Origin of the sequence: Devosia sp. (assembly GCF_035944845.1) — a bacterium.
Taxonomy (GTDB): Bacteria; Pseudomonadota; Alphaproteobacteria; order Rhizobiales; family Devosiaceae; genus Devosia_A.
The window spans coordinates 74,200-92,349 of the sequence record NZ_DASZAW010000054.1; the positions used below are offsets into that span (position 1 = coordinate 74,200).

Annotated in this window: 16 protein-coding genes; 2 read left to right on the forward strand and 14 right to left on the reverse strand. The window is 66.5% G+C overall.

The window, feature by feature from the left end:
- Positions 1-27: 27 nt before the first annotated feature.
- Positions 28-1,596, reverse strand: coding sequence for an ABC transporter substrate-binding protein (locus VGV07_RS09410; protein WP_326868439.1), 1,569 nt, complete (start codon positions 1,594-1,596; stop codon positions 28-30).
- Positions 1,597-1,726: 130 nt separating this feature from the next.
- On the opposite strand from VGV07_RS09410, the gene VGV07_RS09415 reads away from it, so the two are divergent.
- Positions 1,727-2,374, forward strand: a complete 648-nt coding sequence (locus VGV07_RS09415) for a DUF1028 domain-containing protein (protein WP_326868440.1) — start codon at positions 1,727-1,729, stop codon at positions 2,372-2,374.
- A gap of 42 nt (positions 2,375-2,416) precedes the next feature.
- Here the strand turns inward: VGV07_RS09415 and VGV07_RS09420 are convergent, their stop codons facing one another.
- The 6 genes from VGV07_RS09420 to VGV07_RS09445 form a co-directional block, all read right to left on the reverse strand.
- Positions 2,417-3,274 carry a carbohydrate ABC transporter permease gene (locus VGV07_RS09420; protein ID WP_326868441.1) on the reverse strand — a complete coding sequence of 286 codons (858 nt, stop codon included), beginning with the start codon at positions 3,272-3,274 and terminating at the stop codon, positions 2,417-2,419.
- Positions 3,264-4,190 carry a sugar ABC transporter permease gene (locus VGV07_RS09425; protein WP_326868442.1) on the reverse strand — a complete coding sequence of 309 codons (927 nt, stop codon included), beginning with the start codon at positions 4,188-4,190 and terminating at the stop codon, positions 3,264-3,266. The genes VGV07_RS09420 and VGV07_RS09425 overlap by 11 nt, the downstream gene beginning before the upstream one ends.
- A gap of 229 nt (positions 4,191-4,419) precedes the next feature.
- Positions 4,420-5,670 (reverse strand): ABC transporter substrate-binding protein, encoded by a 1,251-nt coding sequence (locus VGV07_RS09430; RefSeq protein ID WP_414649932.1) that lies wholly within the window; start codon positions 5,668-5,670, stop codon positions 4,420-4,422.
- Between the two features lie 51 nt (positions 5,671-5,721).
- Complete coding sequence (locus VGV07_RS09435) at positions 5,722-7,332, reverse strand: FAD-dependent oxidoreductase (RefSeq protein WP_326868443.1); 1,611 nt, start codon at positions 7,330-7,332, stop codon at positions 5,722-5,724.
- A gap of 43 nt (positions 7,333-7,375) precedes the next feature.
- Entirely contained in the window at positions 7,376-8,452 is a 1,077-nt protein-coding gene (locus tag VGV07_RS09440) for a LacI family DNA-binding transcriptional regulator (RefSeq protein ID WP_326868444.1), read from the reverse strand.
- A gap of 441 nt (positions 8,453-8,893) precedes the next feature.
- A complete protein-coding gene (locus VGV07_RS09445) occupies positions 8,894-9,370 on the reverse strand; it encodes a cyclic nucleotide-binding domain-containing protein (protein ID WP_326868445.1) in 477 nt (158 codons plus the stop codon).
- 271 nt (positions 9,371-9,641) lie between these two features.
- Here VGV07_RS09445 and VGV07_RS09450 point away from each other — a divergent pair, with 271 nt between their 5' ends.
- Entirely contained in the window at positions 9,642-10,739 is a 1,098-nt protein-coding gene (locus tag VGV07_RS09450) for a lipopolysaccharide biosynthesis protein (RefSeq protein WP_326868446.1), read from the forward strand.
- Between the two features lie 242 nt (positions 10,740-10,981).
- Here VGV07_RS09450 and VGV07_RS09455 read toward each other — a convergent pair whose 3' ends face one another.
- The 7 genes from VGV07_RS09455 to VGV07_RS09485 all read right to left on the reverse strand — a co-directional run bounded on the left by VGV07_RS09455 (position 10,982) and on the right by VGV07_RS09485 (position 18,149).
- The gene (locus VGV07_RS09455) at positions 10,982-12,598 is read right to left on the reverse strand and encodes an FGGY-family carbohydrate kinase (RefSeq protein ID WP_326868447.1); all 1,617 of its coding nucleotides are present in this window, start codon (positions 12,596-12,598) and stop codon (positions 10,982-10,984) included.
- On the reverse strand, positions 12,588-13,316 hold the full coding sequence (locus tag VGV07_RS09460; RefSeq protein ID WP_326868448.1) for an SDR family oxidoreductase: 729 nt from the start codon (positions 13,314-13,316) through the stop codon (positions 12,588-12,590). The genes VGV07_RS09455 and VGV07_RS09460 overlap by 11 nt, the downstream gene beginning before the upstream one ends.
- Positions 13,313-14,059: an HAD-IA family hydrolase gene (locus VGV07_RS09465; RefSeq protein WP_326868449.1), complete on the reverse strand. Its 747-nt coding sequence runs from the start codon at positions 14,057-14,059 to the stop codon at positions 13,313-13,315. Before VGV07_RS09465 ends, VGV07_RS09460 begins: the two co-directional genes overlap by 4 nt.
- Positions 14,059-14,796 carry a glycerophosphodiester phosphodiesterase family protein gene (locus tag VGV07_RS09470; RefSeq protein WP_326868450.1) on the reverse strand — a complete coding sequence of 246 codons (738 nt, stop codon included), beginning with the start codon at positions 14,794-14,796 and terminating at the stop codon, positions 14,059-14,061. The genes VGV07_RS09465 and VGV07_RS09470 overlap by 1 nt, the downstream gene beginning before the upstream one ends.
- Before the next feature lie 215 nt (positions 14,797-15,011).
- Entirely contained in the window at positions 15,012-15,932 is a 921-nt protein-coding gene (locus VGV07_RS09475) for an ABC transporter permease subunit (protein WP_326868451.1), read from the reverse strand.
- Positions 15,933-15,934: 2 nt separating this feature from the next.
- On the reverse strand, positions 15,935-16,930 hold the full coding sequence (locus VGV07_RS09480) for an ABC transporter permease subunit (protein ID WP_326868452.1): 996 nt from the start codon (positions 16,928-16,930) through the stop codon (positions 15,935-15,937).
- Complete coding sequence (locus tag VGV07_RS09485) at positions 16,917-18,149, reverse strand: extracellular solute-binding protein (RefSeq protein WP_326868453.1); 1,233 nt, start codon at positions 18,147-18,149, stop codon at positions 16,917-16,919. Before VGV07_RS09485 ends, VGV07_RS09480 begins: the two co-directional genes overlap by 14 nt.
- Between the last annotated feature and the right edge of the window lies 1 nt (position 18,150).

Genomic DNA, 18,150 nt, shown 5'->3' on the forward strand with positions numbered 1-18,150 from the left:
AGATGGGCACGCAGTGGGTATCGCGCCCTACTGCTTGACCACGTCGCGCAGGATCAGGCTGAAGTCGGGCTGCAGTTCGAACTCGCCCACTGCGCTGGTGACCACGGCATTCTGCTTCCAGTTGGCGACGAACAGCCAAGGCGCATCTTCATGGGTGATGGCCTGAACCTCTCGGTAGAGGGCGCCGCGCTCCGCCGGATCGGTGGAAAGACGCGCCTTGTCGAGCAGGGCGTCGACGTCCGGGTTGGAATAGTAGGACGAGTTGAAGCCGCCCTTGTCCGGCCAAGCTTCGGTGCGCAGCGTCAGGAACGGCAGCGTATCGGGGTCCGAGGTCATCCATGCCATTTCCGCCATGTCGCCCTTGCCGGCAAGACCCGGATTCACCTCCGACAGGAAAGTGTTCCATTCATAGGTCTTGATCTCGACATCGAGGCCCACGGCGGCGAGATCGGCCTGGATCGCGGTACCCATCGGCACTGGATCGAGCATGCCCGAGCCACCTTCGGTGACGAGGAAGGTGAGCTTGGCGCCCTCGGCCCCGGCCTCGGCGAGCAGGGCCTTGGCCTTTTCCGGGTCATAAGGATAGGGCTCCACGGATTCGTCGTAAGCCCAGTTGAAGGCCGGCGGGATCGGTCCGGCCGAGACGTCTGCCGTGCCCTGCAGCACGTCGGTGACCAGGCTTTGCTTGTTCACCGCATAGTTGACGGCCTGCCGTACGCGCTTGTCGGCGAAAGGGCCTTCCTTGGCGTTGAGCATCACGTACCACACATGGGGTCCGACGGCCTCGACGACCTGAAAACCGGCGTTGTCGCGGAACTGCTTGACGTTGTCCGGTGGCGTCTCCAGCAGCACGTCGATGCCGCCCGACAGCATTTCGGCAACGCGCGTATTGGCATCGGTGATCGGGCGGAAGATCACTGCTTCCAGCGGAGGGGCGCCGTCCCAGTAGGCCTCGTTGCGCGAGGCGACGACGCTGGTGTTGGATTGCCATTCCTCGAACTTGAACGGCCCCGTGCCGACCGGGTGGCGGCCAAAGTCCTTGCCGTACTGCTCGACCGCCGCAGGGGAAACGATCAGGCCGGTGGGCGAGGCGAGGTTGGACATGAAGGGCGCGTAGGGCTCGTTCAACGTGAACCTGACCGTCAGGTCATCGACCACATCCACGCTCTTGATCGAGGAGAAGAAGAACGAGAGTGGAAAGGGGCCCGTGGAATGGAAGGGATGGTCTTCCTTGAGCATGCGGTCGAAATTGAACTTCACCGCTTCGGCATTGAAGGGAGTGCCGTCATGGAAGGTCACGTCCTTGCGCAGGCTGAAGGTATACTCGAGGCCATCCTCCGAGATCGCCCACTCGGTCGCCAGCGCCGGCTCGATGTCGAACGTGCCGGGGGTGTTGCGCACCAGCCCGTCATAGACGTTGACCGCGATGCGGAAGTCGTTGGCGGCGGTAGAGACATGTGGGTCCAGCGACGCCGGCTCGGCAATCTGGCCGACCACCAGCACATTGGGCGGTGTCTGTGCCAGGCTCGGTGAGGCCAGGCCCAGGGCCGTGGCTGCGAGCAGAAGCGACGCGACGGCTCTCCATTTGCGATGCATGCGAACCTCCTTTTTCCCTCGCCCTTGCCTCGCGAGGGAGACCGTGAGAAAGGGCAGGACAAATTTATCATCATAAATTTGGACGAGCGTCAAATTATGATGATAAATGTGCATCGGGTATGGAGTCGTCATGACCTTTTCAATCGTTGCACGTGATCCGGTGACCGGCGCCCTGGGTCTCGCCACGGCGACAGCCGGCCCATTGGTGGGCGCTTTGGTGCCGCATGTGCGTAAGGGCCTCGGCGCCGTTGCGACGCAAGCGATGACCAACCCCTATCTGGCCCTGGACATGCTGGATGTGCTTGAGACGCAGTCAGCTGCCGACGCCATGGATGCGGCCCTGTCGGCCGATCCAGAACGCGAGCTGCGCCAGGCAATCGTGGTGGATCGATCTGGCCAGGCAGCGGGCTGGACGGGGTCGGCCTGCGAACCTTATGCCGCCCACATTGTCGCCGACGGTGTCGCCGCCGCCGGAAACATGCTGGCCGATGACGGTGTGCTGGTCGCGATGCTCAGCGCATTCGACGCGCCCGGCGATGCCGGATTGAGCCAGAAGTTGCTGGCTGCGTTGCGCGCCGGTGCTGCGCAAGGCGGAGACAAACGCGGGGTTGGCTCCGCGGCGCTGAAAGTCTGCGGCGCAGAAGCCTACCCCGAGCTCGACCTGCGCATCGACTGGTCTGCCACCCCGATCGCTGATCTTGAACGGCTTTTCGAGATGGCGACCACCGGCAGCTACGCCGATTTCTTCGCGACGGTGAAGCGGCGCCAAATCACCTGAGCCCGGCGAAGTCCGGTTCAGGCGGGCGCGGGCGCGCGTCGGTCAGCCCTTGAGTCCTGTATGAGCCAAGCCCTCGATGAACTGGCGCTGCGCGAAGATGAACACCACCAGCACCGGCAGGGCGGTGAGCGTCGCGGCGGCGAGCTGGGTGTTCCACATCGGCCCCTGGTAGACGTCGACATACTGGGTCAGCGCCTGCGGCAGGGTGAAGTTACCGGGAGTAGTGAGGAAGACGATCGGCTCGAGGTAGAGGTTCCACGAGTGGAGGAAGGTGAAGATGGCGACCGCCGCCAGCGCCGGCTTCGCCAGCGGCAGCGCGATCTGCCAGAAGATGCCGAAGCGGCTCAACCCATCGACCCGTGCTGCTTCCTCCAGCTCCACCGGCAGCGCGATGAAGAACTGCCGCATCACGAAGGTGGCAAAGACGCTGGGCGCGCCGAAGATCGGCACGAGGATCAGCGGCCAATGGGTGTTCACCAGCCCCCATTTGAGAAACATCTGGAACAGCGGCACGATGGTGACTTCCGAGGGGATCAACAGCCCCAGCAGCACCACCATGAAGATCAGGCTGGCGCCCGGAAACTTGATCCGCGCGAACGCGTACCCGGCCATCGAGGAGACGGCCATCGTGCCCACCGTGACGATCGCCGCGATGTAGCAGGAGTTCCAGTATTGCTGCGCGAATGGCTGCAGCTTGAACACTTCCGCATAGGTCGACCAGTCGAAGCGCGACGGGATCAGCTCGGGCGGGAAAGCGAAGATATCGGAGATCGGCTTCACCGAACTCGTCACCATCCACCAGGTCGGAAACACGAACGGGATGGCGAGCACTGAGAGCAGACCATAGAGCGCGACACGGGCGCGCGGCGAGATGTCGTTGGGGGAGCTCTCAGTTTTCATAGAAGACGATCCGTTTGCGCATCTGCCACTGCGCGAAGGTGAGCACCGCGACGATCAGGAAAAGCAGGATCGAGATGGTGGCGCCGTAGCCGAAGCGGTGGAACTGGAAGGCCTGCTGGTAGAGGTAGTAGACCAGCACCGTGGTCGACATCCCCGGCCCGCCCTGCGTCAGCACCGCGATCTGCGCGAACACCTGGAGCGAACCGACAATGGTGATGATCATGGTGAGGAGGATGGTGGGCGAGATCAGCGGCACCGTGATCGCGTGGAACTGCGTGAACCGGCTGGCGCCGTCGACCCGCGCCGCCTCGTAGAGCTCGCGCGGCACCCCCTGCAGCGCCGCAAGGAACAGCACCATGTTGAGCCCGACATTCTTGAACACCTGCACGACGATGACCGAGGCCATCGCGGTGGGCGGTGAGCGCAGCCAGTTGGGCCCGGTAATGCCGATCAGCTGCAAGAGCCCGTTGATGCCGCCATTGGCCTGCAACAGGAAATTCCAGACGATGGTCCAGGCCACCAGCGACACCACCACCGGCGAAAAGAAGATGGTGCGGAACACCGTGATGCCGCGGAGCTTCTGGTTGACGAGGATCGCCAGCAGCAGGGCCAGGGAAAGGTTGAACACCACCAGCCCGACCGAAAACACCGCCGTCGCGCCGAGCACTTCCGGCAGCGCCGGGTCGGCTGCGAGTTTTTTGTAGTTCGCATCGCCGACGAAGCGGAACGTCCCTGCCAGCACGTTCCACTCGTGCAGCGAGTACCAGACCACCAGCCCGAGCGGGATCAGGACGAAGAGTACGATGCCGCAGAGCTGCGGGGCGATGAACAGGTAGCCCGCGAGACTGTCGCGCCGCTCCATGGTCCAGAACGGCCGCCGGCGCGATCGATCAGCGGTGGGAGCGGCAGTGGGCATTGGGGAATCCTGTAATCTTCGACTTGGGCCGCGGGCCCCTTCTCCCCTCAGGGGAGAAGGTGGCGCGGAGCGCCGGATGAGGGGTGAAGCGGCGCGGCCTGCTGGCTCTGGAAGCATGCCGAGAGATTGCACCCCTCACCCAGCTTCGCTAACTCGCTGGCGCTCGCAAGCTTCGCTTCCCTCTCCCCTGAGGGGCGAGGGGAGGGCATCGAGGCCCTCCCCGACCTCGTCACAGCATCGGCTGGATCCGGTCGCACACCGACTTCAACACCGACGGCACATCCGCCTCCGGCACCCACAGCGCGTCGAGCGCCGCACGGGCTGTCTGCTGGATCTCAGCAAACCCCGCATGGCCGGGTTTCACCTTGCCGGTGGCGATCCCCTTGATCACCACGTTCTCGATCTGCTCCGCCGACAGCAGCGGGTTGGCAGCGCCGAGCACTTCGGCGTTGAGCAGGCTCGAGCGCGGCGGCGGGAAGAATTTCGCCAGCTTCTTGGCATTCTCGGGGTTGGTGAAGAAGGCGAGGAAGTCGGCAGCTACCTCAGGGTTCTTGCCCGAGGCGAAGACGCCGATACCGGCCTGGCCGATCACCGCATATTCACCTGCCGGGCCTGACGGCAGCGGCACCAGGTCCCAGCTGAAGGGGTTCTCCTTGGGGAGCAGCGAAGCACGCGAAATCTGCGTGATGGTCATCGCCGCGTCGCCGGCGAAGAAATCGGCGGTGACGCCGGGGCCGGGGATCGCCTTGTCGGTGAAGATCGCCTTGTGGACGAAGCTCATCGCATCGACCATCGGTTGTTCGGTGAACGTGCAGGTCTTGCCGTCGGCGCTCCACGGCGAGGCGCCCCAGCCGTTCCAGATCGCGGCGAGGTTGTCCCACACCTTGTAGTCGAAATCGCGGACGATCAGCCCCTGCTTGCCCGAGGCGGCGACGGCGGTGTTGATCGCCTCGGCCTTGTCCCAGGTCCATTCGCCGGCCGCGATCAGCTCGGCCGGCGTCTGCTGCCCGTCGGCCTTGATCACGTCGTTGTTGACGAACATGCCGAACGGCGAGGTGGAGAACGGATAGGCGTAGATTTCGCCGTCGGCCGTCCACAGCGCCAGGGCGCTCTCGGTCACGTCGCCAAGGTTGTAGTCGGGCGCCGCTTCGAACGTTGCCTTGAGCGGCGACAGCGCGCCCGAGCTGACGAAATCGCTCGCTGTGGTCTCGAGGATCCAGGCGAGATCGGGGGCGTTGCCGCCGGCGATCTGCGTCGTCAGTGTCGTGGTGTAACCGTCGAACGGCAGCGAGTCGAAGCTGACCTTCACGTCGGGATGCTGCGCCGTGTAGGCGGTCGCGATCTCGTTGAACAGCGCCAGGTGCGCCTCGTTGGCGCTCCAGATCGCCATGCGGATATCAGCGGCGAGGGCAGGGACAGCCGCCATCGGAATGGCGATGCCGGCGGCCAGCGCCGCCAGTCTAAGGTCGAACAGTTTCATGGTTTCCTCCTTTGTCGTCGTCTTCTGGTCGTCGTTGCTCGTCTCAGGGGGTCAGTAGCCCCTGACGTCGGGCCAGCGAGTCTCGATGCCTTCGGCATAGAGCCGGGCCTGGAAATCGGTGAGCAATGCGTCGTCGGCCTGGACCTGGTGCGGCGTGACGCCCCGGTTGAGGCAGTACGCGGCCAGCAGCCCCGCCACTTCGCCGATGTTCCATTCCACCGGGTGCAGCCGGTAGCAGCCATTGGTGATGTGGGTGGTGCCGATGGTCTTGCCGGCCGGGATCAGGTTGCTGACCCGCTCCGGCAGCAGCGCCCCGAGCGGGATTTCGAACGGGCACGAAGCCACGTCGATATAGTTGTCGCCGCCGGTCGAGGGGTGGAGGTCGATCCGGTACATGCCGATGCCGACGCTGTCGCGATAGTTCACCGCGCCGCGTTCGCCGCGCACCTCGTAGGAGAGGTCCTGCTCGAGGATCGTCGTCACCGCCTTGATGCGGCGGCTCTCGCGGATATAGGGCGCCATGGCGAGGCCATGGTTGGTGCCGGTGATATCGCCGCGCAGCCGCAGGCCCGGGAAACCCTGTCCGCCATCCTCGCGCGGCGCCTCGGTCTGCAGCCAGTAGAACACGGCATAGGCGAGGTCGGCCGCGTCGCGTAGCCGCTCCTCGTACACGGCTTCCGGCACGTCGATGATCGGGTGCTCGAAATAGTCGAGCATCGGCCAGTTCACGAGGCAGATGTCGGAGGCGTAGGCGCCGGGCACGAAATTGCGCCGTGCCGCGATGCGCCGGAACGTCCAGAGGTTCCCGTCGCCGGGGTTCTTGCGCTGGTCGGCATCGACCAGGGTCGGATCGTCGTCGGGGTTCGGCGTAAAGCTCCGCACCGTGGTTTCGAGGGTGCGCGGATGCGGCGCGACGAAGCCGATCAGCGGCCCACCCCAGAAGCTCGGAGTATAGGCGCGCCACTTGTCGTAATTGCGCGGCTTGTCGCCCACCTGGTTGCCATCGACATGGTCGATGGCAAAGCAGATCGACACCGCCTGCGAGTTGGTCGGCTGCGCTTCGGCCGGCGCCGAGGGCTCGCCGGTGTCGCGCTGGCTCTCGAAGCCGGTGACATATTCGGTGCCGGTCATCGGCAGCAGGTCGCCGAGCTCGGTGGCCTCGATGATGTATTTGCCGGTGACGACGATGCTCTCGCCGCTGTCGCGATGCCTCAGCGTCACCGCCCGCACCCGGTCGCCGTCAACCTCCGCCGAGATCGGCTTGTAGGGCTGCAGCACCGTCAGCCTGCCGCCGCCGCGATACGGCATCAGCATGGCTTCCATCACCGCGAGGCCGACGCGCGGCTCGTGGCAGAGCCGCGACACGAACCCGGCGCCAGGGTTGAGGTCGTTCCAGGCGCGGCTCTTCTCGGTCAGCGGATAGTGGTCGCGATAATATTGCCGGATGCCGTTGCGCAGCGCCCGGTAGGAGCGGGTGATGCCGAACTGCTCGACCCAGCTGTGCTCATCGGGTGGCACCGCCTGGCTGGTCATCTGCCCGCCCAGCCAGTCGAACTCTTCCGTCATGACAACGGTCCGGCCCGAGCGCAGCGCGCCGAGCGCCGCCGCCACGCCGCCGAGGCCGCCACCGATGATCGCGATATCTGCCGAGTATTCTTTCACGTTAAGTCCGTTTGGTTAGGTCGCGTCAGGGGTGAATAGGTCATCAGGTGTCGAGGCGGTCGCTGGGGTGGATGGCGCCGAGGGTGTCGCCCTCCACCGGTTCGCACGGCAGCACCAGCTGATCGCCGGCCGAGCCGGCTTCGATCCGCTCGCACAGCATCTGCGTGGCGCGCCGCGCCATCTCTTCGCGCGGTACCGAGAAGGTGGTGAAACGGGTGCCCGACTGCATAGGGCGGAGGTGGCTGCCGAGCACCACGATCGAGAGATCGCCCGGCACCGCGAGGTTCTGCGAGCGCGCCGCCGCATCGACGATCACCGCGTCGGCCATTTCGGTGAAGAACACCACCGTCGCGCCGGACGCGCGGATCGCCTCGAGCATCGGCAGCGCCTTGCCGCCGACCTCGGGGATATGCAGCGCCAGCTCGGTGCCCCCCGGCGCCGTTTCGGCGTCCGCGAACTCGGAGGCGAAACCCTCCCAGCGATCGACCGAGGATTCGGCACCCTTGCTGGGGCCGACATAGGCGAGCTTGGTATGTCCCCTGGCCTTGGCGCGGCGCACCATCTCGGCGGTCGCCGCGACATAATCGGCGCCGACATAGGGCACCGGCGCACCGGTCGGGCCGCCAATCGGATCACGGCGACCGACGGCGACGAACGGATAGTCCCCAGCCACCAGCCGCTTCAGCTCGGCCCGGTCGAACTCGCGCCCGAGGATCACGCAGCCATCGGCCAGCCGCAGCCGGTTGTTCTCGTCAAAAATCTTGCGCTTGCCGCGATTGGCGGGCGCGCCGGTGAGCAGCAGCAGGTCATAGCCCAGCGTCTGCGCCGTCTCCTCGATGCCGAACAGGAACGGCGCGAAGAAATCCGCCTGCGCGCTCGGGAAGGCTGGTTCATAGGTGAACACCCCGAGAATGCGGTTGAGCCCCTTGGCCATGCGCCGGGCAATCGGGTCGGCGACATAGCCGGTCTCGCGGATCGCCTTCTGCACCCGCTCGCGCGTCTCGTCGGGAATGCGTCCCGCCGCCGCCTTGGCGTCGTTCAGCACCAGCGATACCGTCGCCTGGCTCACCCCGGCAATGCGCGCAATATCCCGCTGTGTAAGGCGTCCGCCCTTGGCCAAGCCGTCCTCCCCGACGTGCTCAATGCTGCTAATACGCATTAGCAGCTAATGCGTATTAGCGGAGGAGACGGAGATGAGTCAAGAGGGGGATGTGGTCGAGTCGAATGGCGCCTTGGCCCCAGCTCCCGCCGTCACTTCCGCGAAAGCTCATGGGCGCTAAGGTATCGACCGCTCTGAGCCAAGCCATCGATCCACCGGAACGGCGCCCCAAACTCGGTGTCATCCCAGCGAAAGCTGGGACCCAACTCGCAGCCGGCGCGGGAGGTGAAATGGGTCCCCTGCTTTCGCAGGGATGACAGCCGGTGGGTGGGCACGACCGTACCTTGGCGCCCATGGCGATAGCTGGGACTCTAATAATCAGCCAGCACGGATGGTGCATTCTCCGATGAAAACGCTCCCGGTGGTACGAGTGAACGATATCCGCAGAATGCGGCCTCCGGGCTACTCGTGATCCACCCATTTCCCCCCGCGCCCCGGCACCTTCGGCGTCGCCAGCATCGCCGTGAGGATGCGGCTCATCAGCGCCTGTTCCTGCTTCTTGCCTTCGGCGGCGTGGCGGAGGTCGACCAGCAGCGCCGAGGTGGCGTTGAGGCGGGCGCAGGCGAGGGTCGCGATATGGAGGGCGAAATCCGGGTTCTGCGACAAGACGTCGAGCGCTTCCTCGATGACGCGGACCCGCACTTCCGTCTCGGCGGTGACGGTGGCGCTGTGCGGCGTGCCGAGCAGCACCGCCATCTCGCCGACAATTGCCCAGGGCTCATCGATCTGGGCGATGTCGACGCCCTCGCGCGACACGGTAAGCCGGCCGGCCTCGAGCAGGTAGAGCCGCCCCGAATAGCTGCCTTCGGTGGTGAGCCGGTCACCCGGGTTGAGCGTTTCGAGCGGCAGCGAGACGGCGAGGGCGGCGAGCGTGGACATCGGCGGGTTCCGGCAGGTTCGAGCGCAGCTTGGGTGAGCTTAGGTGAACCCTCGGTGAAAGTCGTGGGGGGCGCTGGGGACCCGCGCCGGACCCGCCGAAGCGTCCGGCCATCGGGCGCCGACCCATCAGAACGGCGGCCGACGCAGCGTGGAATCTGAAAGTTTTCTGAAATTGCCGCTGCGAGGCGCGCCTTCGCCTCGCATCCGGTGGCCGTCGGGCTAGGCTCGCGCCCACCCCCTGGCACACACTGATTCGACATGGTGACGACTCATGAGGATTGCGCGGCTCATCGCCCTTGTCGCCAACCGGATCGCGCTGACGATCTATGTGTGGGCGGTGAAACTGTGGGAATGGCCCGGACTTCTCGCCGACGAGCGCCCACAATTTATCGTCGACGAGATCGTCTCGCCGGCCCGTGGCGACACCTACGCCATCGTGGTGAAATACGCCAGGTTCGGCTTGGATGACGGGGTCGCTGAACTTGTCGCGGCGCTGGTACGGCAGGGGGTGAACGTCATCGTCGTCTGCAACGGCCAACCGCGGCCCGACCACCTCGACCGGCTGCGTGCCGGTGCCCATCGCCTGTTGGTCCGCCGCAATATCGGCCGCGATTTCGGCGCCTACCGGGCGGCGACGCTGCTGCTCGAGCGCGAAGGGCTGGTTCCCGACCGGCTGCTCTATTTCAACGACAGCGTGATCTACCTCGATGGTCCCGAGCTCGATCGGTTGATCACCGCGCTGCGGGTGACGCCGGCCGGCATGCTGGGGGCGTTCGAGAACCACGAGACCCGCCATCACCTGGGGTCCTTCACCTTCGGCCAGTCGGCCGAGGTGGTGGCGGATCCTGCGGTGCGGCGGTTCTGGCGGCGCTACCGCGCCTACAGTTTGCGGCCGCACGCGATCCTTCGCGGCGAGATCCGGCTGACAACCTTGGTCAAGAGCCGCGGGCACCGGCTCGACGTCGTCTACTCGGCGCAGCGGCTGGCGAGCGAACTGCAACGGCTGCCGGCGAACGAGCTGGCGGGCCTCTGGCGTTACCTGCCTTCGCGCACCCGCGGCAGCGAGCCGGTGGCCGGGCCCGACACGCGGAGCCGGCGCGACCGCCTCATCGACCAGCTCATGGCGAGCTTCATGGACAGCAGCCAGGCGCACTACGCCTTCGGGCTGTTCCACCGCGTGCTGAAGGCGCCGATCATCAAGAAGGATCTCTTGGGGCGCGGCGTCTATCTCGAGCACCAATGCCTGCGGATCCTCGACGACCTGCCGCCGGACACGGCCCAGGCCGTGGTGCGCCTGCTCGCCAATCGCGGTCGGCCGGTGCAGTTGCGCGGCCTTCACCGCTTCCGCTACCGCAACGGGCTGATCTGACGCTCGGCTCGAGGCGTGCATCGGAGGATGGAGCGGCCGCCGCCCCATCGGCCGTCGGCACGGCGAAATCGGCGAGCTCAGCATCGGACCTCCCCAGAACTCGGTGTCATCCCTGCGAAAGCAGGGACCCAACTCACAGCCGGCGCAGGTTGATAGGTGGGTCCCTGCCTTCGCAGGGATGACAGCCGGTGGGTGGGCACGACTTTAGCGCGGTCGGCTCGGTCCGATCGCGCAGCCCACCCTCAGCGGATCTGCCGGCCGGCGCTTTGCAGCGTCTCGAACGCTGCGAACCTCCGGTCGTGCCAGTCCCGCGTCGCGGCCGAGGGCTGGTAGCGTTCGGCGATGTGCGACATGGCGGCCATGGCAGCTGCCGCGTCGGCATAACGGCCTGAAGCCACGGCGCCGAGGATGGCAGAGCCCAGCAGCACCGGCTCCTCCGCCACCGGGGCGGATATTTCGACCCCGCTCGAGTCGGCGAGCAGCTGCCGCACCAGCGGTGATTGCGCCGCGCCGCCGCTGACGACGATCTCGTCGATGGCGATACCCTGCCGGCGCGATGCGGCGAGAATCTGCCGCACGCCATACCCGAGGCTCGAGACACCGGCGAGATAAAGCCCGATCAGGCTCTCCAGCCCGCGCTCCATGCCAAGTCCGGCGATGAGCGCCCGGGCCTCCGGATCGGCGAAAGGCGCGCGGTTGCCGAGGAACTCGGGCACCACATGCAGGCCGCCGACCAGTGTCGGCACATCCGCCTGCCGCAGCCGCTCCGCCGCCGTGCGGCTCAGCCAGGCGACCAGCCCGAGGCCCTCGGCTTTGGCTCTTGCCTCGGCTTCCGCTGCGGCGGGGTGGAAGCGCACCAACTGGTCGATCGCCGCCCCGGCGGCCGACTGGCCGCCTTCGCTGAGCCAGAAGCCGGGCACCATGGCCGAGAAATACGGCCCCCAGACGCCATCGACGAAGGCCGGCTCTGCCGTCGAGGTCATCGTGCAGGCCGAGGTGCCGAACACATAGGCCATGCGCCTCTCGACGCTGCCGCCGTCATCCGCGGCGCCGACCGTGCCGAGCCCGCCCGCATGCGCGTCGATCAGCCCGGCGGCCACCGGCACCCCCGACACGAGGCCGAGTTCCGCGGCGGCCTCGGGCAACAGCCCGCCCGCCAGCGGCGTGCCCGCCGCGACAATCTCGGTGCCGATGCGGGCAAAGCCTTCATCGGCCAGCGCTCCGAGGCCGATGCCGCGGAAATACTCGGCGTCCCAGCTCTGCTCATGCGCCAGATAGGTCCATTTGCAGGTCACCGTGCAGATCGAGCGCGCGAGGCTGCCGGTGGCGCGCCAGCTGAGGAAATCCGGCAGGTCGAAGAACTGCCAGGCGCTGTCGAAGCTCTCCGGCAAATGCTCCCTGAGCCAGAGCAGCTTCGGCGTCTGCATCTCGGGCGAGATGGTGCCGCCGACATAGCGCAGCACCGCGTGCCCGCCGCGGTTGATCCGCGCCGCCTGTTCGCGGGCCCGGTGATCCATCCAGACGATGATATTGCGCTCGCGCTCACCCGAGGCGCTGACCGAGATCGGTCTGCCGCCTTCCCCCAGCACCACCAGCGAGCAGGTCGCATCAAAGCCGATGCCGGCAATGCTCTGAGGCGCTACGCCCGCGGCGCTCACCGCCTGGCGGACGCTGCGGCAGACCGCAGCCCAGATGTCCTCGCTCGATTGCTCGGCGATGTCGCCGGCCGCCTGGAACAGGGCAATGTCGTGCTTGCCGACCCCGAGCTGCCGGCCGCTGGCGTCGAACACCCCGGCGCGGGCGCTGCCGGTGCCGACGTCCACCCCAATGAAATGCTGCAGCGCCATCTCAGAGATCATTGCTCTGCGGCAGGATGACGAGGTCGCGGATCGTCACCTTGCGCGATCGGGTCAGCATGAACAGCACCGCTTCGGCCACCTCTGTCGGCTCCATCAGGTCGCCGGCCGCGAGCGCTGCATCGAGCTTTTCCTTGGGCCAGTCGCTGAGCAGCGCCGTGACCACCGGCCCGGGCTGGATGGCGCCGACCCGAATGCCATGCTGTTTCACCTGCCGGCGCAGGGTGTGCACGAACGCCTGCATGGCGTGCTTGGAGGCGGTGTAGATCGGCTCGCCGACCACCGGCACCACGCCGGCCACCGAGCTGGTGACGACGATGTCGCCGGTCTTTCGCTCGATCATGTGCGGCAGCACCGCATGCACGGTGCGGAACACCGCGTTGATGTTGAGGGTTAGCATGCGGTCCCACTGGTCCGGGTCGCCGCTCGCGAAATCGCCTCCGACATAGGCGCCGGCATTGGCGTGGAAAATGTCGAGCTGCCCCGCCTGCTCGAGGATTCCCGGCAGCATCTCTGCCACGCTTTTCGGCTCGGTGAGGTCGATCACCAGCGGCATGGCGTCGGGCCCGAGCTCGGCCGCGAGCTGCTGCAGCTTGTCGCCGGCCCGGTCGACCAGCACGACGCGCGCCCCGGCGGCAAGCAGCGTCCGTGCGCATTCGAGCCCGATCCCCGATGCGGCGCCGGTGATCGCCGCGACTTTTCCGTTGAGGCTGGCGCTCATTGCATTTCCCCGATTTGTCTGCCCTTGGATGCCAGCGCGTCGGCGGCCGCAGCCAGCGCCGCCGGCAGTTCCTCGGCGCCCATCGCCACACGGAACGCTCCCGCCGCCTTGAGCAGGGCGCGGCGTCCGGGGCGCGGATCGGTGGGGTCGACAAAGCCGATCGGCACCATGCCGGCGGCAACCGCCGAACTGATGCCATGCGGGCTGTCGTCCACCATGACGCAGCGCGAGGGATCGACGTCGAGCTCGCTCGCGCAATAGAGCAGCAGGTCGGGCGCCGGCTTCGGCCGCTTCACCTGTTCGGCGCTGAACACGTGTGGCGCAAAGCTCTGCCACAGCGGCAGCTGCCCCAGGCTCGCACCCAGCCGCTCGAGCGTGCTGTTGGAGGCCACGCATTTCGGCCGCTGCAGCGTTGCGACCACCTCGGCAATTCCCGGCATCGCGGTGAGCGTCGTGGCGAACTCGGCATAGAGCCGCTGATGCCAGCCCCCGAACAGGCCCTCGATGTCCTCGAGCCCGTAATCCCTTGCGCACATGGCGCGGATATCCCGCTCGGAATTGCCGGTAAAGCGTCGGTGCGCCTCCTGCGGGGTGATCGCCACTCCGGCCGCCGCCAGCGCTTCGGCGAGCGTGCGGCTGGCGATCGGTTCGCTGTCGATCAGCACCCCGTCGCAGTCGAAGATCACCAGCCCGATGGCGTCGAGCGTCGCCGCCGCGCGGGGCGGCAAGGTATCGGAAATCATCACGCCTCTGCGCCCCGCATGCTGACGGCCCGATCGGGGCGGTCGGTGGTGATCTGGCGGATCGGCTTGTCGAGCCAGAGTTTCAGGTCCGCTTCCTCGTTCGGCACCCAGGCGCCCAGCCGCTCGAGCGGCACCTGGGCCGTGATGGCGTCCCACTCGGCGGCGAGCAGGCTCTTTTCCACCGCGACGATGTCGCTGAGCTCCAGCATGGTATCGAGCCCCGCCTTCAGCCCCAGCCGCTCGGCCGAGTTGCGGTCGAACGATGAGAGCCTGCGGATATGCGGCGCCACCCGGCCGATCTCGACCAGGATCTCCTCGTGAAAGCTGGTGAGGATGCTGCGCTCGGCCAGCCCGAACCGGTCGATCGTCGCCGCCGCCTTCGCTTCGAGCCCAGGGTAAGCCACATGGCCGACGCCGGCCTTCAGCTCCACATGCAGCTCCATCGTGCCATCACGGAAGATCTCGAGCACCTCTTCGAGCGTCGGAATCGCCTCGCCGTCGCTGTCCTTGAGCCGAACGCTGCGGTGCTCTCCGGCTTTCAGCGCGGCAACCGGGCCGCTGCGGTCGGTGGTGCGATCGAGCGTCGGGTCATGGATCACCAGCAACTCGCCATCGGCGGTGAGGTGCACGTCGAACTCGACGCCCTCGACCGGCATCGCCGCGAGCTTTCGAAAGCCGGAGAGCGAATTCTCCGGCCACAGGTTCCGGCCACCGCGGTGGCCGATGATCATTACCATCGTAGAGTTCCTTCAGGGGAATAGGGGGCCGTGAACCGGCGGTGCATTGATCCTCCACCGCGCAGCGGGGGAGGGGGACCAGCGAAGCTGGTGGAGGGGGCGGCCCAAAATACCGGCGCGTGCTGTCGCCCCCCCTCCACCGCCTTCGGCGGTCCCCCTCCCCCGTTCCACGGGGGAGGATCACGGAGAGTCCGGGCGCAACAGCCCCTGCCACCTCACTTCCCCGCATCGACCAACCCGCGGGTGAACCAGCGCTGCATCACAAGGATCACCAGCGCCGGCGGCAGCATGACGAACAGGGCTGCGCTCATCGCGATGTTCCAGGCCGGCGCCGCGTCGGAGACCGGAACCAGTTCCTTCAGGCCCAGGATCGCCGTCTGCATCTCCGGGCCGGTGGTGAACAGTAGCGGCCACAGGTACTGGTTCCAGCCGAACAGGAACAGGATAATGCCGAGCGCCGCGATATTGGCGCGCGAGAGCGGCAGCAGCACATGCCAGAAGAACCGCAGCGGCCCCGCCCCGTCGAGCTTGGCCGCTTCGCAGAGCTCGTCCGGCACCGTCAGGAAGAACTGGCGGAACAGGAACGTCGCCGAGGCCGAGGCGATCAGCGGCAGGATCAGCCCGGCATAGGAGTTGACGAGGTTCCACTGCAGCGCCGTCTCGATCCGGTAGCCGGTAAGGCTTTCGACCAGCCCCCCGAGCCCGATCGTGCCGACCACCCAGCGCAGCGGCCCGCCGGCATCGGCCACCGCCTCGTAGGTGGGGATGATGCGCACCTCCACCGGCAACATCAGCGACACGAAGATCAGCCAGAACGCCGTCATCCGGAACGGAAAGCGGAAATAGGTGATGGCGAAGGCGGCGAGCAGCGACACGACGAGCTTCCCCACCACGATCCCCATCGTCACGATGATCGAATTGAGGAAGGCGCGCGAGAAGTTGCCCTCGTTCCAGGCGGCGACGAGGTTGTCGACAAGGTGTGCCCCCGGCAGCAGCGGGAATGGCGTCTGCTGCACTTCCGAGAGCGTCAGCGAGCCCGCCACCAGGGCGAAATAGAGCGGCAGGCAGACCGCCGCCGCGCCGACCAGCAGCACGGCATGGCAGAAGATCGAGAGCGTCAGGCTTCGGCCCACCATCGCTACACCCCGTAATTGACTTTGCGCTCGAGGGCGCGGAACTGCAGCACCGTGAACACCACGGCGACGATCATCAGCACCACCGACTGGGCGGCCGACGAGCCGAGGTCGAGCTGCACGAAGCCGTCCTGGTAGACCTTGTAGACAAGGCTGTTGGTCGCCCCGGCCGGCCCGCCCCGCGTCATCGCGTCGATCACGCCGAAGGTCTCGAACAGCCCGTAGACGAAGTTCATGACGACGAGGAAGAAGATCGTCGGTGTGATCAGCGGCACCGAAATGGCAAAGAACCGGCGGATATGCCCGGCGCCGTCGAGCGTCGCCGCTTCGAGCAGCGAGGCGGGCACCGCGAGCAGCGCCGCGACGAGGAAGATGTAGTCGTAGCAGACATGCTTCCAGACCGAGGCGATGATGACGAGGAGCTGCGCATCGAACGGCCGCCGGTTCGGATCCCACGGGATGCCGATCGCCTGCAGCATCTCGGCAATCGGCCCGACCGCCGGGTTGAACAGGAACGCCCAGATCACGCCCGAGATCACCGGCGCGATGGCATAGGGCATCAGGATGATGCTGCGATAGAGCCCGCGACCGCGGATGACATAGTCGGTCGCGAAGGCGAAGAGCCCCGCAAGCCCGAGCGTTACGACGTTCTGCACCACCGAGAACCACAGCGTGAACACCGCGCTGTCGCGGTAGTCGGCGCTGGCGAACAGGGCGAGGAAATTGTCGAGCCCGACAAAGATCTGGATGCCGCCGAACGGATCGACCTGCACGAAGGCCAGCGACAGCGCCTTGTAGGACGGAATGAAAAAGAAGAAGACGAGGATCAGCAGCTGCGGCGCCAGCAGGCCCGCGGCCAGCCATGGCTGCTTGAAATGCGCGGTCTTCAGCCCGGCGCTTGAGGCGCTCGGGAACAGCCGACCGAGCGCCAGCCCACCCGAGGTCCGGGAGCGGCGGCTGGCGCCGCCCCCGAGCTCGATGCTGCCATCAGCCGCCGGCATGGAGCTTCTCATACTGGCGGAGGATCTGGTTGCCCTGTTCGACTGCGGCGTCGAGCGCCTGCTGCGCCGTCTTCTCGCCGGTCCAGACGCTCTGCACTTCCTTGACCAGCAGCTGCATCGACTGGTTGTGGTTGCCGAAGCGGAAGCCGCGCGAGTTGTCGGTCGGCGTGCCGCGGCTCAGCTGCAGGATGGCGATCTCCCGGGTCGGGTGCTCGTCATAATAGCCGTCCGCCTTGATCGCCTCGTAGGCCGTCATGGTCACCGGTACATAGCCGGTTTCCTTGCTCCACCAGGCCTGGGTGGCCGGCGAGGCGACGAAATCGAGGAACGCCGCGGCGCCGGCATATTCGGCGTCCGTTTCGCCTTTCAGCACCCACAGGGCGCCGCCGCCGATGGTGCTGTTCTTGGGCTCCACCCCTTCCTCATGCGGGAGGAAGGTAGCGCTCCAGTTGAACTTCGCCGTCGACTCGACGCCGGCATGCGCCGCGGTCGAGGCAACGAAGGTCGAGCACTGGCCTGAGGTGAACAGCTGGTCGGGGGCGAGGCCCTGGCCGGCGAGCTGCAGCACGCCATCGTTCATCCAGCTCTGCAGCCGTTCCAACTGGCCCACCACCATCGGGCTCTGGTTGAAGATGAACTCGGTATCGAGCCCGCCGAAGCCATTGGCCTTTGTGCCCCAAGGCTGATCCTGGATGGCGGCATAGTTCTCGAGCATGCTCCAGAAGAAGTCGTTGGCCAGCACCATCGAGCAGTCCGACACGCCCTTTTCCTTGATGGCGCGCAGCTGGGCATCGATCTCCTGCCAGGTCTCGCCGGGCTTGTCGAAGCCGGCCGCCTTGAAGTGGTCGGCGTTGTACCAGAAGATCGGCGTCGAGCTGTTGAACGGCAGCGCGGCGGGCTTGCCGTCGACGAGGAAGAAGCCGGCGACCGGGGCGACGAAATCGTCCCACTTGATGTCGTAGCCTTCCTTCTCCATCAGCTCGGGCACCGGCACCACGGCGCCGGAATTCAGCATGGTGAGAAAGCCGCGTTCGGCCGCCTGCACCAGGGTCGGCTGCTGGCCGACGCGATAGGCGGCGACCATCGCCGCCATGGTCTCTTCGTAATTGCCCTTGTTGATGCCGACCAGCTCGTACTTGTCCTGGCTGGCGTTGAAATCGACGATCAGCTTGTCGACGATTTCGGCCAGCCGGCCACCCAGCGCATGCCACCATTCGATC

Bases quoted from the DNA above. Each gene is read 5' to 3' on its own strand.
- VGV07_RS09410 (WP_326868439.1), bottom strand. From the start codon at position 1,596: ATGCATCGCAAATGGAGAGCCGTCGCGTCGCTTCTGCTCGCAGCCACG.
- VGV07_RS09415 (WP_326868440.1), top strand. From the start codon at position 1,727: ATGACCTTTTCAATCGTTGCACGTGATCCGGTGACCGGCGCCCTGGGT.
- VGV07_RS09420 (WP_326868441.1), bottom strand. From the start codon at position 3,274: ATGAAAACTGAGAGCTCCCCCAACGACATCTCGCCGCGCGCCCGTGTC.
- VGV07_RS09425 (WP_326868442.1), bottom strand. From the start codon at position 4,190: ATGCCCACTGCCGCTCCCACCGCTGATCGATCGCGCCGGCGGCCGTTC.
- VGV07_RS09430 (WP_414649932.1), bottom strand. From the start codon at position 5,670: ATGAAACTGTTCGACCTTAGACTGGCGGCGCTGGCCGCCGGCATCGCC.
- VGV07_RS09445 (WP_326868445.1), bottom strand. From the start codon at position 9,370: ATGTCCACGCTCGCCGCCCTCGCCGTCTCGCTGCCGCTCGAAACGCTC.
- VGV07_RS09450 (WP_326868446.1), top strand. From the start codon at position 9,642: ATGAGGATTGCGCGGCTCATCGCCCTTGTCGCCAACCGGATCGCGCTG.
- VGV07_RS09455 (WP_326868447.1), bottom strand. From the start codon at position 12,598: ATGATCTCTGAGATGGCGCTGCAGCATTTCATTGGGGTGGACGTCGGC.
- VGV07_RS09460 (WP_326868448.1), bottom strand. From the start codon at position 13,316: ATGAGCGCCAGCCTCAACGGAAAAGTCGCGGCGATCACCGGCGCCGCA.
- VGV07_RS09465 (WP_326868449.1), bottom strand. From the start codon at position 14,059: ATGATTTCCGATACCTTGCCGCCCCGCGCGGCGGCGACGCTCGACGCC.
- VGV07_RS09470 (WP_326868450.1), bottom strand. From the start codon at position 14,796: ATGGTAATGATCATCGGCCACCGCGGTGGCCGGAACCTGTGGCCGGAG.
- VGV07_RS09475 (WP_326868451.1), bottom strand. From the start codon at position 15,932: ATGGTGGGCCGAAGCCTGACGCTCTCGATCTTCTGCCATGCCGTGCTG.
- VGV07_RS09480 (WP_326868452.1), bottom strand. From the start codon at position 16,930: ATGCCGGCGGCTGATGGCAGCATCGAGCTCGGGGGCGGCGCCAGCCGC.